The sequence below is a fragment of the Azospirillum thermophilum genome, from assembly GCF_003130795.1.
Lineage (GTDB): Bacteria > Pseudomonadota > Alphaproteobacteria > Azospirillales > Azospirillaceae > Azospirillum > Azospirillum thermophilum.
The window spans coordinates 380,035-395,256 of record NZ_CP029353.1 but is presented as its reverse complement, the minus strand read 5'-3'; the positions used below and the strand labels follow the sequence as shown (position 1 = coordinate 395,256).

The window sequence follows — 15,222 nt, the reverse complement described above, 5'->3', positions numbered from 1 at the left end:
CCCCGCCTAGCGGAACGGACCCATTGCTCGAAGCCAGACAGATCCCTGCCGCCCGCCCCGATGCGCTGGCGGTGACGCGCCTGACATTGACGCGGTTCCGCGGCTATGACGGCGCACGTCTGGAGCCCGACCGGCGTCCGGTCGCGCTGATCGGCCCGAACGGGGCCGGCAAGACCAACCTGCTGGAGGCCGTCAGCTTCCTCGCCCCCGGCCGCGGCCTGCGCGGCGCGAAGCTGGCGGAGGTGGAGCGGATCGGCTCCCCGCCCGGCGCCGGCTGGGCGGTCGCCGCGGTGCTGGACACCCCGGCCGGCCCGGTGGAGATCGGCACCGGCCGCGAGGTCACCGCCGCCTCCGGTTCCGCCGCCTCCGGCTCCGCCACGTCCCATCCCCATGTCGAGCGCGACCGCCGCGTCGTGCGCATCGACGGCCATCCGGCCAAGAGCCAGACGGCGCTGGCCGACCATGTCGCGATGGTGTGGCTGACCCCGCAGATGGACCGCCTGTTCATCGAGGGGTCGAGCGGCCGCCGCCGCTTCCTCGACCGGCTGGTCTTCGGCTTCGACCCGGCCCATGCCGGCCGCCTGTCGCGCTACGAGCATGCGATGCGCGAGCGCGCCCGGCTGCTGCGCGAGGGCTGCTTCGATCCCGGCTGGCTCGGCGGGCTGGAGGACCAGATGGCGACCACCGGCGTCGCCGTCGCCGCCGCCCGCCGCGACCTGGTGCAGCGGCTGCGCGCCGCCTGTGCCCGCGCGGTCGGCCCCTTCCCCGGCGCCGAGCTCGCCGTGCCCGGTACGGTGGAGCGCTGGCTGGACGAGGGGCCGGCGCTGGCCGCCGAGGACGCGCTGCGCCAGGCGCTGCGCGACAGCCGCCGCCAGGATGCCGACAGCGGCGGCGCCGCGGTGGGGCCGCACAAGAGCGACCTCGCCGTGCGCCACGCCGCCAAGGACATGCCGGCGGCGCTGTGCTCCACCGGCGAGCAGAAGGCGCTGCTGATCGCCATCGTGCTGGCCAACGCCCGGCTGATGGCGGCGGAACGCGGGGCGGCGCCCATCCTGCTGCTCGACGAGGTGGCCGCCCATCTCGACCCCGAGCGGCGGCGCGCCCTGTTCGACGAAATCCTGGCGATGGGGTCCCAGGCCTGGATGACGGGCACGGATGAAGCCGTTTTCGCCCCGCTCGGCCTCAATGCCAGCCGCTTCCACATCGAGGACGCCCGCGTGCGCCCCGGATAGGCGGCCGACCGCCCCGAAAAAAGCGCCGGAGGCCGGAAAAAACGCCGCTTCACGGATGCTTAACCGCCGAAAACCGAACGCAATCTGTTATAGTCGCAGCATGGCACAGGAAGCATTGAAGAACGACCTCCCGCAGCAGGACTACGGGGCCGAGTCGATCACCGTCTTGCGTGGGCTCGACGCCGTCCGCAAACGTCCGGGCATGTATATCGGCGACACGGACGACGGTTCCGGTCTGCACCACATGGTGTACGAGGTCGTCGACAACGCCATCGACGAGGCGCTGGCCGGCTATTGCGACAGGGTCGAGGTTCAGTTGAACGCCGACGGTTCGGTGACCGTGCGCGACAACGGCCGCGGCATCCCCACCGCCATCCATCCGGAAGAGGGCGTGTCGGCGGCCGAGGTCGTCATGACCCAGCTCCATGCCGGCGGCAAGTTCAACCAGAACAGCTACAAGGTGTCGGGTGGCCTGCACGGCGTCGGCGTCTCGGTGGTCAACGCGCTGTCGGAGACGCTGGACCTGCGCATCTGGCGCGACGGCCGCACCTGGACCATGCGCTTCCGCCACGGCGTGCCGGACGCCCCGCTGGCCGACGTCGGCCCGGCCCCGGCCCTGGAGGGCGGCAAGCTGCTGAGCGGTACGGAGGTCACCTTCCTGCCGTCCAAGGAGACCTTCAGCAACACCGAGTTCGACTACGCCACGCTGGAGCACCGGCTGCGCGAGCTAGCCTTCCTCAACTCCGGCGTCCGCCTGGTGCTGACCGACGCGCGCGGGGTGGAGCCGAAGGTGCTCGACCTGCATTACGACGGTGGCCTGGAGGCGTTCGTCACCTACCTCGACCGCTCCAAGGTGCCGCTGCACAAGCCGGCGGTCACCGTGAAGGCGGAGCGGCCGACCGAGCATGGCGGCGTCGTCACCGTGGAATGCGCGCTCCAGTGGAACGACAGCTACCACGAGACGACCCTCTGCTTCACCAACAACATCCCGCAGAAGGACGGCGGCACCCATCTGGCCGGCTTCCGCGCGGCGCTGACCCGGGCGATCAACAACTACGCCAACGAGTCCGGCATCGCGAAGAAGGAGAAGGTCAACCTGTCGGGCGACGATGCCCGCGAGGGGCTGACCTGCGTCCTGTCGGTGAAGGTCCCGGATCCGAAATTCTCCAGCCAGACCAAGGACAAGCTGGTCTCCTCGGAGGTCCGTCCGGTGGTCGAGGCGGTGCTGGGCGAGGCGCTGGCCCTCTTCTTCGAGGAGCATCCGGCCGACGCCAAGCGCATCGTCCAGAAGGTGGTCGAGGCCGCCGCCGCCCGCGAGGCGGCGCGCAAGGCGCGCGAGCTGACGCGGCGCAAGGGCGCGCTGGACATGGCCTCGCTGCCCGGCAAGCTGGCCGACTGCCAGGAGCGCGACCCGGCGCTGTCCGAGCTGTTCATCGTGGAGGGTGACTCGGCCGGCGGCTCGGCCAAGCAGGGCCGCTCCCGCCAGTTCCAGGCCATCCTGCCGCTGCGCGGCAAGATCCTGAACGTGGAGCGGGCGCGCTTCGACAAGATGCTGTCCTCGGCGGAGATCGGCACGCTGATCGCGGCGCTGGGCACCGGCATCGGCCGCGACGAGTTCAACGCCGAAAAGACGCGCTACCACAAGATCATCATCATGACCGACGCGGACGTGGACGGGTCCCACATCCGCACGCTGCTGCTGACCTTCTTCTTCCGCCAGATGCCGGAGCTGATCGAGCGGGGCTATCTCTACATCGCCCAGCCGCCGCTCTACCGCGTCAAGCGCGGCAACGCCAAGGAGCGGTACCTGAAGGACGATCGGGCGCTGGAGGAATATCTGGTCGAGGCGGCGCTCGGCGACCTGTCGGTGACGCTGGAGGACGGCACGATCCTGCACGGCGCCCCGCTGAAGGAGCTGGTGGAGAAGGCCCGCACTGCCCGCGGCCCGATCGAGACGCTGGCGCGCAAGGCCGGTCACCAGGGCGTGGCCGAGCAGGCCGCCGTCACCGGCGCCCTGTCCGCCGTCCTCGCCAACGAGCCGGAGCGGGCGCAGGCCGCCGCCGACACGGTGGCCGAGCGGCTGAACGCCCTCGACGCCGAAGGCGGCTGGCGCGGCGAGCTTCTGCCCCAGGGCGGCTATGCCCTGGTCCGCACCCGCCGCGGCGTGACGCACCGCCACCTGCTGGACGGCGACCTGCTGAAGAGTGCCGAGGCCCGCCGCCTCGACTCCCTGGCCGGCGACCTGAAGCGCTATTTCGGCACGCCCAGCCGGGCCTTCGAGAAGCAGAAGGAGCTGCGCACGCTGAGCGGCCCGGTCTCGCTGTTCGACGCGGTGATGGAGCTCGGCCGCCGCGGCGTGACGATCCAGCGCTACAAGGGGCTGGGCGAGATGAACCCCGACCAGCTCTGGGAGACCACGCTGGATCCGACGAAGCGCTCCCTCCTGCAGGTCCGCGTCAGCCACGCCGACCAGGCGGAGGAGGTCTTCTCCACCCTGATGGGCGACATCGTGGAGCCGCGCCGCGACTTCATTCAGGAGAACGCCCTGAAGGTGGCGAACCTGGACGTCTGAGCGGGACGGGGATCGGAAAGCGAAGGGGGCGGGGCCATGAGGCTCCGTCCCTTTCTTTTTGAACTGGTCCCGGCCGGTGGCCCGGTCTTCGGCCGTCCAGGCGGCTCGGTCGGGAAAACCACGCGGAAGCGGAAGGCGGCCGCCGACTTGCCTGCTTCTTTCGGGTAGTTCATCCGTCGGAGCCTTGCTCCGGGAGCAATCGGATGATGGCCGCCTGAGCACGGACAAACAAAGTTGCTTATGAAATCCTGGTGTCAGGGTGGCTTCATTCGGAGTGACCGGGATGAAAAGCTCCTTCCTTCTCATGCTGCTGTCTTCCGTTGTCCTGCTTCCGCTATCCGCTCAGGCCTGCTCGTCGTCCCCTACGGCCGCTTCCGCCGAGGCCAATACTGTCGAGGGTCAGGCGAAGAGCAAGCTTGACCAGTTGAGGCGGCGTACGGCGAGCGATACCGCGGCCACTCCCCGCGCTCGGTCCCGGGCGCCAATGGGATGGGAACGGCCGAGCAGATCTACAGCCATCCCGGGACGAAGGCGGCCATGGATGTCGCGCCTCCGGTCGCGCAGCATGCGGTGGACTATGCCGGCCGACCGGTCGAGGGTATGGCGGCGGCCGGTGCCAGAACCGCGACCGGCATTGCGGGGACGGCGACCCGCATCGGAAGCGTGGCGACGGGGATCGGGACGGGACTCCTCAATCCCGACGTGGCGATCGGGGTCAGGGAACTGCGCAATGCCGCCAGAGAGAAAAGCCCAAATCGGGGCGCAGGGATGCCGATGAGCAACACGCGCCGCGACCGCCTTGAGCAAGCCATGCAGGAATAGCGTGCGGCGAGGTCGGCTTGGCGGAGGGCCGGACTGGTGACGCGGTTGCACCTCGAAAACGGCAAGCGCTGCCGGCCTGTCCTCGCTGCAGCGCTGCTTGCAGTGCTGAGCGGATGCGCGGAGCAGGCCCGGTATGAGGCGACCAAGGACAGCTATCAGGAGTGCGTGCTCGGACAGTTTCTGGAGAAGCGCGACACGCTCGGCCGCGCCGCCATCAATCATGCCTTCCGGGCGTGTCGTTCGACGCGCAAAGAGATGGTTGAGGAGGTCAAGGACTGGATGAACCGGCCGGCCGGCATGGTCGACCGGGCCGTGGTCCGGGACCTGCACCAAACCATGCGCGACGATCTCGGGCTTCCCGCGGTTCCATCGTACGAGGTCGTCGAAAGGGGCGGGGTCAAGACGTCCCAGCTTCATCGGGGGCTTGCGGACTATTGGGCCAAGCCGACACGGTGGCTTCACGGGGCTTTCGCCATGTCGTCCCGTGCCTATCGCTTCACGACAAATCGCAAGACCATTGACGAGGCGATTTCAGAGGCCGTTGCGGCCTGCGACGCCGTATCCCAGGAGCCATGTCGTCTGGTGGCGGTCGACAGCGACATCGTTCAGGAGCTGCCCTGAGCCCGCAGAACGATAAGCCCCGATCGCTCCGATGCGGTATCGGCTTGTTCAAACGGTCGGCAACCGGCCACCAGCATGTACCACGAGGAGGTTCCGGAACCGGTGGTCCCGCCGGTCTCCCAGCTCTGGCAGTGGCTTGATGAGGCAAGTGGTGCGCCCGGCGGGATTCGAACCCACGGCCCCAGGATTAGGAATCCTGTGCTCTATCCTGCTGAGCTACGGACGCACGTGGGCGCGCTTATAGCATGGATCGCGGCGCTGTTCAGCGGCAAAAGCGGTGGGGCGGAATCGAATGGGCATGGCGGGCGGGGGTGCGTATACTGCGCGCACCATGGCTCGCATGCTTTACCTTCGCGACATCGACGGAGATGTGGATATCCGCTGCCGCGCCTGCGGGCATGGCGGCAGGCTGCCGCTCGGCATGCTGGTCCGCCGCTTCGGGCCGAGCTATCCGGTCCTGTCGATCGCGCCGCACTACCGTTGCTCGCAATGCGACTCCCGTGATGTCGAGACCCGGCCGGCCCTACCCGACCGGCCGGCGTCACCAGCGGCACAGGCGGCGGCAGAGCCGTCCTTCGATGCTTCCATGGCCGCCCTCCAGGGGTTGCTGAACGCCGCGCGCAGCGCCTCCGGCCACCCGGAGGGCCCGGAGCCGGATGAAGAAGACCTGGATGACGACGATCCGGACGAGCGTCACGCCGCCCATGCCGGCCCCCTCCCGTCCCCCGCCCCGCGGGCGGACGCCCGGCAGCCGGCCCTGCCGCCGCCGCCGCCGGCTCCCCCGCCCCCCTCGATCGATGAGGTCTCGCTGGACGACCTGATCGCCGATGGCCCGGCGGAGGGGCGCCTTCCCCTATGGGAGCCGGTGTCGCTCGCCGACATGGCGGCCCGTCTGCTGTCGCAAAGCGACGACACGCCGGACGAGGCGCCCCCGCCGCCCCCGCCGTCGCGTCACGCCCCATCCCGCCCGGAAAAGCCCTCCTCGCGCAAGACCGCGGCACCGCGCCGCCCGCCGGAGGAGATCCCGTTCGACGAGACCCTGGCCGCCATGCGCCGGCTCTTCGAGCAGCGCGCCGCCGAAGCCGAGGAGGAGACGGAGCCACCGCCCTTCCCGGAGCGGCATGTCCCCATGCCCGTCCGCGACGAGCCGAAAGACCTCGCCACCCCCGACAGGGACGAGGAGGCGCCCGAGGAGGCAACGGAGGCTGCGGAACCGCCGCCCCTGCGCGCCTTCACGCCGCAGGCGCTGGTCCGCCGCGACTTCGAGGACGATCCGGCCGACGAGCTGTTGCCCGACGTCTCCGAGAATGATGCAGGGAGTGATGGCGAGGAGGATGACGAGGAACCGTCCGACGAGGAGATCCTCGCCTTCGCCATCCGCGATCCCGACAAGCGCCACGATGCCTGGCCCGAGGATCCGCCGCCCGCCCGCCCGCGGCGCGACGAGCCGCGGGAGGAGGCGCCGCGCCCCCGCTTCGGCCCGCGCTTCGCCGAACCGGACGAGCCGGACCTTCTGGATGAGGACGACGATCCCGTCCTCACGCCGCCCTCGCCACGGCCGACCGCCGAACCGCCGCCCCCGGAACCGCTGGCGCCCCCGCCCCGGCCGGCACCGCGTCCGGTCCGCGACTCCAGTCTGCCCGAGGATGACGACGAGTCGATGGAGCGGACGCTGGCCGCCCTGCGCCGGATGATCGAGACGGCGGCGGCGGAGCCCGGACAGGCGGCCCCCCCGCCAGCCCTCCCGATGACACCGCCGGCCCTGGCCGAGGAGCCGGTGCGCCCGCCCGAGCCGCCGCGCGCGCCGCCCGGCCTCGCCCGGCCCGCCGACAAGCCGGCGAAGCCGCGCGAGCGCGACGTCCCGGCCGCTTTGCAGCCTCCGCCGGAGCCGGCCCGGACCCGGATGCCCGAATCCTGGCCCGACCTTCGGATGCCAGAGCCTGAACAGCCGGACCCTGAACCGGAGTGGCAGACCAGCCCGGACTGGGAGAAGGAGACCGGCGAGGACGAGCCCGCCGCCGCTCCCCTGTCGGAGCAGGAGCGCGAGATCGAAGAGGCGATGCGGGCCTTGCGCGCGCTCGTCGAGGATGAGGATGCCGAAGACGAGCGCACCCGGCGAGCCGCCCGCGCCGGGGCTCCGCCGGCGCGCCGGCCGCCGGCCGCGCCCGACCCGGACGAGGATGAGGACGATCCGATCCTCGACCTGATCAAGGACGCGCCGCCGCGCCCGATGGACGACGGCCCGCCCATGTCGGATCAGGCCATGTCGGATCGGGCCATGGCGGACAGGGACGAGCAGAACGCGCTGGAGAAGACCCTTGCCGCACTGCGCGGCATGCTGGAGCTGGACGGCAAGCGCCGGAAATAGGCGCCCGCCCCCGGCCCGGGCGCGTTCGGCCCCGTCCGCTCAGCCGTTCCCGGCCAGGATCACGCCGGCCAGATACAGCGAACCGCAGATCAGCACGCGGGCCGGCCCCTTGCCGGCGGCGGTGCGCGCCCCGATCAGATCGGCCAGCGCCGCCTCGACACTGTCGGCCGGAGCGGAATCGACGATCGAGCAGATGCGCGCCGCCTCGGTGGTTTCCTCCGGCGGCAGGCTGGAAGGCTCGCCGGGAATGCCGACGGACCGCAGCGCGGTGACGAAGGCGCCCAGCGGAGCGAGGAAGCCGTAGGGGTCCTTGGTCTCCAGCATGCCGTAGATCATCAGCAACGGCCGGTCCTGATCCTCGGCATGCCACTCGATGGCCTGCAGGGCCAGCGCCTCGCCGGCGGAATCATTGTGGCCGCCGTCGAGCCACAGCTCCCAGCCGGGCGGCAGCATCCCGACCAGCGGGCCGCGGACCAGCCGCTGCAGGCGCGCCGGCCATTCGACCGTGGCGAGCCCGCGGCGCACCGCCTCGTCGTCCACCGCCAGGGGCAGGTGGTCGAGGCAGGCGATGGCGACGCCGGCATTGACGATCTGGTGCGGCCCCGGCAGGGCCGGGCGCGGCAGGTCCAGCCTGCGCTTGCCGCTTTCGAAGCGGAACCCGTCGCCGGTCGGGGTTACCGACCAGGGATAGATCGGCACCTTCTTCAGCCGGGCGCGCTTCTCCAGCATGCCCTGGGCTTCCGCGGCGGGCTGGGGGAACAGCACGGCCGGGACGCCGCGGCGGAAGATGCCGGCCTTCTCGTTGGCGATCTCCAGCAGCGTCTCGCCGAGGAACTGCTGGTGATCGTAGGACAGGCGGGTGATGGCGGTCACCGCCGGACGGTCCACCACGTTGGTGGCGTCGAGCCGGCCGCCCAGCCCGGTCTCCAGCAGGACCACGTCGGCCGGCACGCGGGAGAAGGCGAGGAAGGCGGCGGCGGTGGTCACCTCGAAGAAGGTGATGGGGTTGCCGTCGTTGGCCTGCTCCACCTCCTCCAGCAGGGCGGCCAGCGCCCCGTCGTCGATCAGCCGGCCGGCCAGCCGGATGCGCTCGTTGAAGCGGACGAGGTGCGGCGAGGTGTAGACGTGGACGCGGTGTCCCGCCGCCTCCAGCATCGCGCGCAGGAAGGCGATGGTGGAGCCCTTGCCGTTGGTGCCGGCGACATGGACGACCGGCGGCAGTTTCCGCTCCGGATTGCCCAGCGCCGCCAGCAGCCGCTTCACGCGGTCCAGCGACAGGTCGATTACCTTGGGATGGAGGGCCTTCAACCGGTCCAGCACCGGATCCGCCGGCTTCAGGGGCTTCACGGTCCCGTCGGCGGCGGCACCATCGGTCGCGGTCGCATCGGTCGTCATCGTCCGGACCCTCCCCCGCCCGCGCGTCAGGCCGGCTGTTCGGAAGCGGCGCGCGCCGGCTCCGGCTGGGCGGCCCCGGCCTGCACGCCGGCCGGGCTACCCGGCTGGACGCCCGCCTGGGCGATGGCCGGCAGGTCGGCCTCCGGCGTGATCACCTCGACGAAGCCGTCCTCGGCCAGGGACTTGCGCATCAGCAGGCCGATGACGCGGGCCAGCGTGTCGCGCAGGTCGCGGCGGTGGACGACCATGTCGACCATGCCGTGCTCCAGCAGATACTCGGAACGCTGGAAGCCTTCCGGCAGGGTCTCGCGGATCGTGCTCTCGATCACGCGGGCACCGGCGAAGCCGATCTGCGCGCCCTTCTCGGCGATGTGGATGTCGCCCAGCATGGCGAAGCTGGCGGTGACGCCGCCGGTGGTCGGGTCGGTCAGCACGACGATGTAGGGAAGCCCGGCCTCCTTCACCATCTCGACCGCGATGGTGGTGCGCGGCATCTGCATCAGCGACAGGATGCCTTCCTGCATGCGCGCACCGCCCGAGGCCGGAACGACGATCAGCGGCGCCTTCGCCGCGACGGCCTTGCGGGCGGCGGTCAGCAGCCCCTCGCCCACCGCGATGCCCATCGAGCCGCCCATGAAGCCGAAGTCGAAGGCGGCGACCACCGACGGCTGGCCACCGATCGGGCCGGAGCCGACGACGATGGCGTCGCCCCGGCCGGTCTTGGTCTGCGCCTCCTTCAGGCGGTCGGTGTAGCGCTTCTGGTCGCGGAACTTCAGCGGGTCGACGATCGACTTCGGCAGTTCCACCGTCTCGTACTGCCCCTCGTCGAACATCGAGGCCAGCCGCTTGACCGGGTCGAGCCGCATATGGAAGCCGCAATGCTGGCAGACGTGCAGGTTCTCTTCCAGCTCGCGGTGGAACAGCATCGCCTCGCAGCTCGGGCATTTGTGCCAGAGGTTGTCCGGCACCTCCTTGCGGGTGTAGAGGGCGCGGATCTTCGGGCGGACGTAGTTGGTAAGCCAGTTCATAGTCTCTTGAAACTCCTTGGCACCGTCCGGTCAGCCCCGGGCGGCGCGAACCCCCTGGGCCAGCCCGGCGACGAAGCCCAGCACGTCCTCCACCAGGCCGGCCTTGGGCTTGCCGGCGGCGTCCAGGCTGTCGGCGATGCGTGTGACGATGGCGGAGCCCACCACCGCCGCGTCGGCGAGGCGGGCGACGGAGGCCGCCTGCTCCGCCGTCTTGATGCCGAAACCGACGGCGACCGGCAGGTCGGTGTGGCGCTTCAGCCGCGCCACCGCGGCGCCGATGTCGCTGCTGGCGGCGCTGGCGGTGCCGGTGATGCCGGCGATCGACACGTAGTAGACGAAGCCCGAGGTGTTCGCCATCACCGCCGGCAGCCGCTTGTCGTCGGTCGTCGGGGTGGCGAGGCGGATGAAGTTGACGCCCGCCTTCAGCGCCGGCAGGCACAGCTCCTCGTCCTCCTCCGGCGGCAGGTCGACGATGATCAGCCCGTCGACCCCGGCCTCCACCGCATCGGCCAGGAACCTGTCCACGCCGTAGGAGTAGATGGGGTTGTAATAGCCCATCAGGATGATCGGGGTGTCGGCGTCGCCCCGGCGGAAGTTCCGCACCAGCTCCAGCGTCCGCTTCGTGCTCGCCCCGGCATGCAGGGCGCGCAGCGAGCTCGCCTGGATCGCCGGGCCGTCGGCCATCGGGTCGGTGAAGGGAAGGCCCAGCTCGATCAGGTCGGCGCCCGCCCCCGGCAGCCCGTTCAGCAGCGCCTGACAGGTCCCGGCATCGGGGTCGCCGGCGGTGATGAAGGTGACGAGCCCGGCGCGTCCCTCGGCCCTCAGCGCCTGGAACCGGCGGGCGATGCGGCCTTCGGTGATGGCCCGGCCGTTGGTGGATTGGGCGCTCACAGCTCGACTCCCAGATGCTTGGCGACGGAGAAGATGTCCTTGTCGCCGCGGCCCGACAGGCACAGCACCATCAGGTGGTCCTTCGGCAGGGTCGGGGCGCGCTTCACCACTTCGGCGAGCGCGTGGGCGGATTCAAGGGCGGGGATGATGCCTTCGGTCCGGGCGCAGAGCTGGAAGGCCTCCAGCGTCTCGTCGTCGGTGGCCGACACATACTCGATGCGGCCGATGTCGTTCAGCCAGGCATGCTCGGGCCCGACGCCCGGATAGTCGAGGCCGGCGGAGATCGAGTGGCCCTCGATGATCTGCCCGTCCTCGTCCTGCAGCAGGTAGGTGCGGTTTCCGTGCAGGACGCCCGGACGCCCGCCGGTGATCGAGGCGGCATGGTCGAGCGGCCCCTTGTCGATGCCGCGCCCGGCCGCCTCGACGCCGACCATGCGGACGGTCGGCTCGTCGAGGAAGGGATGGAACAGGCCGATGGCGTTGGAGCCGCCGCCGACGCAGGCGACCAGCGAATCGGGCAGCCGCCCCTCCAGCTCCATCATCTGGGTCCACACCTCCTCGCCGATCACCGACTGGAAGTCGCGGACGATGGTGGGATAGGGGTGCGGGCCGGCCGCGGTGCCGATCAGGTAATAGGTGTCGGCGACGTTGGTCACCCAGTCGCGCAGCGCCTCGTTCATCGCGTCCTTCAGCGTCTTGGCGCCGGAGGTGACGGAGCGCACCTCGGCCCCCAGCAGCTTCATGCGGAAGACGTTGGGCTGCTGGCGGGCGATGTCGGTCTCGCCCATGTAGACGACGCAGGGCATGTCGAACAGCGCGCAGACCGTGGCGGTCGCGACACCGTGCTGGCCGGCGCCGGTCTCCGCGATGATGCGCTTCTTGCCCATGCGGCGGGCCAGCAGGATCTGCCCGATGCAGTTGTTGATCTTGTGCGCGCCGGTGTGGTTCAGCTCCTCGCGCTTGAAGTAGATCCTGGCGCCGCCGAGCTTCTCGGTCAGCCGCTCCGCGTAGTAGAGCGGGTTGGGGCGCCCGACATACTGCTTCAGGTGCCCGCGCATCTCGGCCTCGAAGGCCGGGTCGTTGCGCGCCTCGTTGTAGGCCCGCTCGACCTCCAGGATCAGGGGCATCAGGGTCTCGGCGACGAAGCGTCCGCCATAGATGCCGAAATGGCCGCGGTCGTCGGGACCGGAACGATAGGTGTTGGGTCTGGTCATCGCCGTGAGGACTGCCTGATGCGGGGTTGCCGCGCCTTGGGAAGGCGCCACCATAGCGGCCCGGGACGGGGATTTGAAGCACCCGCCTGCCGCCATCGGCAAGATGGGACGCGAAAGGGGCGGGGCAACCCGTCCGGACACCCCCTTGCGGCCGCATGACAGCCCCGGCGCCGGGCGGGTTTCGTTGACAGGAAGTTGCGGCGGCCCTATGTGAGACCGGTCGCAATCCAGGCCCATGCCCAGCCTTTACCCCTTCGAGGTTCTTCATGTTCGGTGCTCTCGCCCGCAAGATCTTCGGCACCGCCAATTCCCGCAACGTCAAGGCGCTCCACAAGACCGTCCAGCGGATCAACGCGCTGGAGGCGGAGGTCTCGCCGTTGTCCGACGAGGCGCTGCGCGGCCGGACCGACTGGCTGCGGGACCGGCTTGCCAAGGGCGAGTCGCTGGACGACATCCTGCCCGATGCCTTCGCCACCGTGCGCGAGGCGGCCAGGCGGGTGCTCGGCCAGCGCCATTTCGACGTGCAGCTGATGGGCGGCATGGTGCTGCACCAGGGACGCATCGCGGAGATGCGCACCGGCGAAGGCAAGACGCTGGTCGCCACGCTGGCCGTGTACCTCAACGCGCTTGAGGGCAAGGGCGTCCACGTCGTCACCGTCAACGACTACCTCGCCAAGCGCGACAGCGACTGGATGGGCCGGATCTACCGCTTCCTCGGCCTGACCACCGGCTGCATCATCCACGGGCTGGACGACGACGAGCGGCGCGCCGCCTACGCCGCCGACATCACCTACGGCACGAACAACGAGTTCGGCTTCGACTATCTGCGCGACAACATGAAGTTCCGGCTGGAGGACATGGTCCAGCGCAGCTTCAACTACGCGATCGTCGACGAGGTCGACTCGATCCTGGTCGACGAGGCGCGCACCCCGCTGATCATCTCCGGCCCGTCCACCGACTCGTCCGAGATGTATGTCCAGGTCGACCGGCTGATCCCGATGCTGAAGCCGGAGGATTACGAGAAGGACGAGAAGCACCGCACCGTCAGCTTCTCCGAGGCCGGGCAGGAGCATATGGAGCAGCTCCTGGCCGAGGCCGGGCTGCTGAAGACGGGCGGGCTCTACGACCTGCAGAACGTGGCGCTGGTCCACCATGCCCAGCAGGCGCTGCGCGCCCACATGCTGTTCCAGCGCGACAAGGACTACATCGTCAAGGACGACAAGGTCATCATCATCGACGAGTTCACCGGCCGCATGATGGAGGGCCGGCGCTATTCCGAAGGCCTGCACCAGGCGCTGGAGGCCAAGGAGAAGGTGACGATCCAGCGCGAGAACCAGACGCTGGCCTCCATCACCTTCCAGAACTACTTCCGCCTCTATCCCAAGCTGGCCGGCATGACCGGCACCGCGATGACCGAGGCGGCGGAGTTCGCCGAGATCTACGGGCTGGAGGTGGTCGAGATGCCGACCAACCTGCCGGTCCAGCGCAAGGACATGGACGACGAGGTCTACCGGACCGCGTCCGAGAAGTACAACGCCATCATCGACCTGATCGGCGAGGCGCGGGAACGCGGCCAGCCGGTGCTGGTCGGCACCACCTCGATCGAGAAGTCCGAGCTGCTGTCGGACCTGCTGAAGAAGCGCAAGATCCCGCACAACGTGCTGAACGCCCGCCACCACGAGCAGGAGGCCTACATCGTCGCCCAGGCCGGCCGGCCGGGCGCGGTGACGGTCGCCACCAACATGGCCGGCCGCGGCACCGACATCCAGCTCGGCGGCAACGTCCAGATGCGGGTGGCGGTTGAGCTGGCCGACCTGCCGGAAGGCCCGGAGCGCGAGGCCCGCATCAGGCAGATCGAGGCCGAGGTCGCCGAGGCGCGCGAGACGGTCAAGGCGGCCGGCGGCCTCTACGTCGTCGGCACCGAGCGGCATGAGAGCCGCCGCATCGACAACCAGCTCCGCGGCCGGTCGGGCCGCCAGGGCGATCCGGGTGCCTCCAAGTTCTTCCTGTCGCTGGAAGACGACCTGATGCGCATCTTCGGGTCGGAGCGCATGGACGGCATGCTGCAGCGCCTTGGCCTGAAGGAAGGCGAGGCGATCATCCACCCCTGGATCAACAAGGCGCTGGAGAAGGCTCAGCAGAAGGTCGAGGCGCATCACTTCGAGATCCGCAAGAACCTGCTGAAGTTCGACAACGTGATGAACGACCAGCGCAAGGTCGTTTACGAGCAGCGCCGCGAGGTGATGGAGACCGACGACATCGCGGAGGAAATCCGCGAGATGCGGCACCAGATCATCGCCAACATGGTCGCCACCGCCATCCCGGCCAACAGCTACTCCGAGCAGTGGGACATCGACGGCCTGCACGAGGCCTGCAACCGCATCCTCGGCCTCGACCTGCCGGTCCATGAATGGGCCAAGGAGGAGGGCATCGCCGAGCCGGAGATCGAGGAGCGGGTGCGCGATGCCGCCGACCGCAAATACGCGGAGAAGGTGGCGAACTACGGCGCCGAGACGATCCGCCATGTCGAGAAGAGCCTGCTCCTCCAGATCCTCGACCAGGAATGGAAGGACCATCTCCTCCAGCTCGACCATCTCCGCCAGGGCATCAACCTGCGCGCCTATGCGCAGAAGGACCCGCTGAACGAGTACAAGCGCGAGGCGTTCGAGCTGTTCGACAGCATGCTGATGGCGCTGCGCGAGCAGGTCACCCAGGTGCTGATGCATGTCGAGATCCGCATGTCGCCCTCGCCGGAGGAGCTGTTCGCCCGCCAGATGCAGGAGATGCACGAGGGCCGCAACGACCCGGCGCTGGCCCTGGCCGGCGAGGAGGCGCTGCCCGAGGGCATGGTCCGCCGCAGCGCCGCCCTGCCCGCGGGCGGCGGCGAGGACCAGCCCCTGCCGCCCGAGGTGATGGCCAACACCCCGCGCAACGCGGCCTGCCCCTGCGGCTCGGGCAAGAAGTTCAAGCACTGCCACGGCCGCCTCGCCTGACCGGCGGGCGCTTCACCCGCCCACGCTGCGGGTCCGCACAAGGAAAAGCCCCGCCGGTCCGCCCGGCGGGGCTTTTTGCCGTCGAA

Annotated in this window: 10 protein-coding genes and 1 tRNA gene; 6 read left to right on the top strand and 5 right to left on the bottom strand. The window is 70.0% G+C overall.

Features of this window, described 5'->3' with window-relative positions:
- Positions 1–23: 23 nt before the first annotated feature.
- The 4 genes from recF (at position 24) to DEW08_RS07930 (ending at position 5,247) form a co-directional block, all read left to right on the top strand.
- Positions 24–1,232 carry a DNA replication/repair protein RecF gene (recF, locus tag DEW08_RS07945; RefSeq protein WP_245986476.1) on the top strand — a complete coding sequence of 403 codons (1,209 nt, stop codon included), beginning with the start codon at positions 24–26 and terminating at the stop codon, positions 1,230–1,232.
- A 100-nt stretch (positions 1,233–1,332) separates the two neighbouring features.
- A complete protein-coding gene (gyrB, locus tag DEW08_RS07940; RefSeq protein WP_109326016.1) occupies positions 1,333–3,804 on the top strand; it encodes a DNA topoisomerase (ATP-hydrolyzing) subunit B in 2,472 nt (823 codons plus the stop codon).
- Positions 3,805–4,293: 489 nt separating this feature from the next.
- On the top strand, positions 4,294–4,626 hold the full coding sequence (locus DEW08_RS07935; protein ID WP_109326013.1) for a hypothetical protein: 333 nt from the start codon (positions 4,294–4,296) through the stop codon (positions 4,624–4,626).
- A 36-nt stretch (positions 4,627–4,662) separates the two neighbouring features.
- Positions 4,663–5,247 carry a hypothetical protein gene (locus DEW08_RS07930; RefSeq protein ID WP_109326012.1) on the top strand — a complete coding sequence of 195 codons (585 nt, stop codon included), beginning with the start codon at positions 4,663–4,665 and terminating at the stop codon, positions 5,245–5,247.
- A gap of 149 nt (positions 5,248–5,396) precedes the next feature.
- Here DEW08_RS07930 and DEW08_RS07925 read toward each other — a convergent pair.
- Positions 5,397–5,473, bottom strand: a tRNA-Arg gene (locus DEW08_RS07925).
- 114 nt (positions 5,474–5,587) lie between these two features.
- Between DEW08_RS07925 and DEW08_RS07920 the strand changes: the two genes are divergently transcribed.
- Positions 5,588–7,615: a hypothetical protein gene (locus tag DEW08_RS07920; RefSeq protein ID WP_109326011.1), complete on the top strand. Its 2,028-nt coding sequence runs from the start codon at positions 5,588–5,590 to the stop codon at positions 7,613–7,615.
- A gap of 39 nt (positions 7,616–7,654) precedes the next feature.
- Here DEW08_RS07920 and DEW08_RS07915 read toward each other — a convergent pair whose 3' ends face one another.
- From DEW08_RS07915 to trpB, 4 genes are read right to left on the bottom strand one after another with little or no spacing between them, the layout of a single operon-like run.
- Complete coding sequence (locus DEW08_RS07915) at positions 7,655–9,010, bottom strand: bifunctional folylpolyglutamate synthase/dihydrofolate synthase (protein WP_109326009.1); 1,356 nt, start codon at positions 9,008–9,010, stop codon at positions 7,655–7,657.
- Positions 9,011–9,036: 26 nt separating this feature from the next.
- Positions 9,037–10,038, bottom strand: coding sequence for an acetyl-CoA carboxylase, carboxyltransferase subunit beta (gene accD, locus DEW08_RS07910; RefSeq protein WP_109326008.1), 1,002 nt, complete (start codon positions 10,036–10,038; stop codon positions 9,037–9,039).
- Positions 10,039–10,068: 30 nt separating this feature from the next.
- Positions 10,069–10,929 (bottom strand): tryptophan synthase subunit alpha, encoded by an 861-nt coding sequence (gene trpA, locus DEW08_RS07905; RefSeq protein WP_211107189.1) that lies wholly within the window; start codon positions 10,927–10,929, stop codon positions 10,069–10,071.
- Positions 10,926–12,143 (bottom strand): tryptophan synthase subunit beta, encoded by a 1,218-nt coding sequence (trpB, locus tag DEW08_RS07900; protein ID WP_109326007.1) that lies wholly within the window; start codon positions 12,141–12,143, stop codon positions 10,926–10,928. Before trpB ends, trpA begins: the two co-directional genes overlap by 4 nt.
- 266 nt (positions 12,144–12,409) lie before the next feature.
- Here trpB and secA point away from each other — a divergent pair, with 266 nt between their 5' ends.
- Complete coding sequence (gene secA / locus DEW08_RS07895; RefSeq protein ID WP_109326006.1) at positions 12,410–15,136, top strand: preprotein translocase subunit SecA; 2,727 nt, start codon at positions 12,410–12,412, stop codon at positions 15,134–15,136.
- The last annotated feature ends 86 nt before the right edge of the window (positions 15,137–15,222 follow it).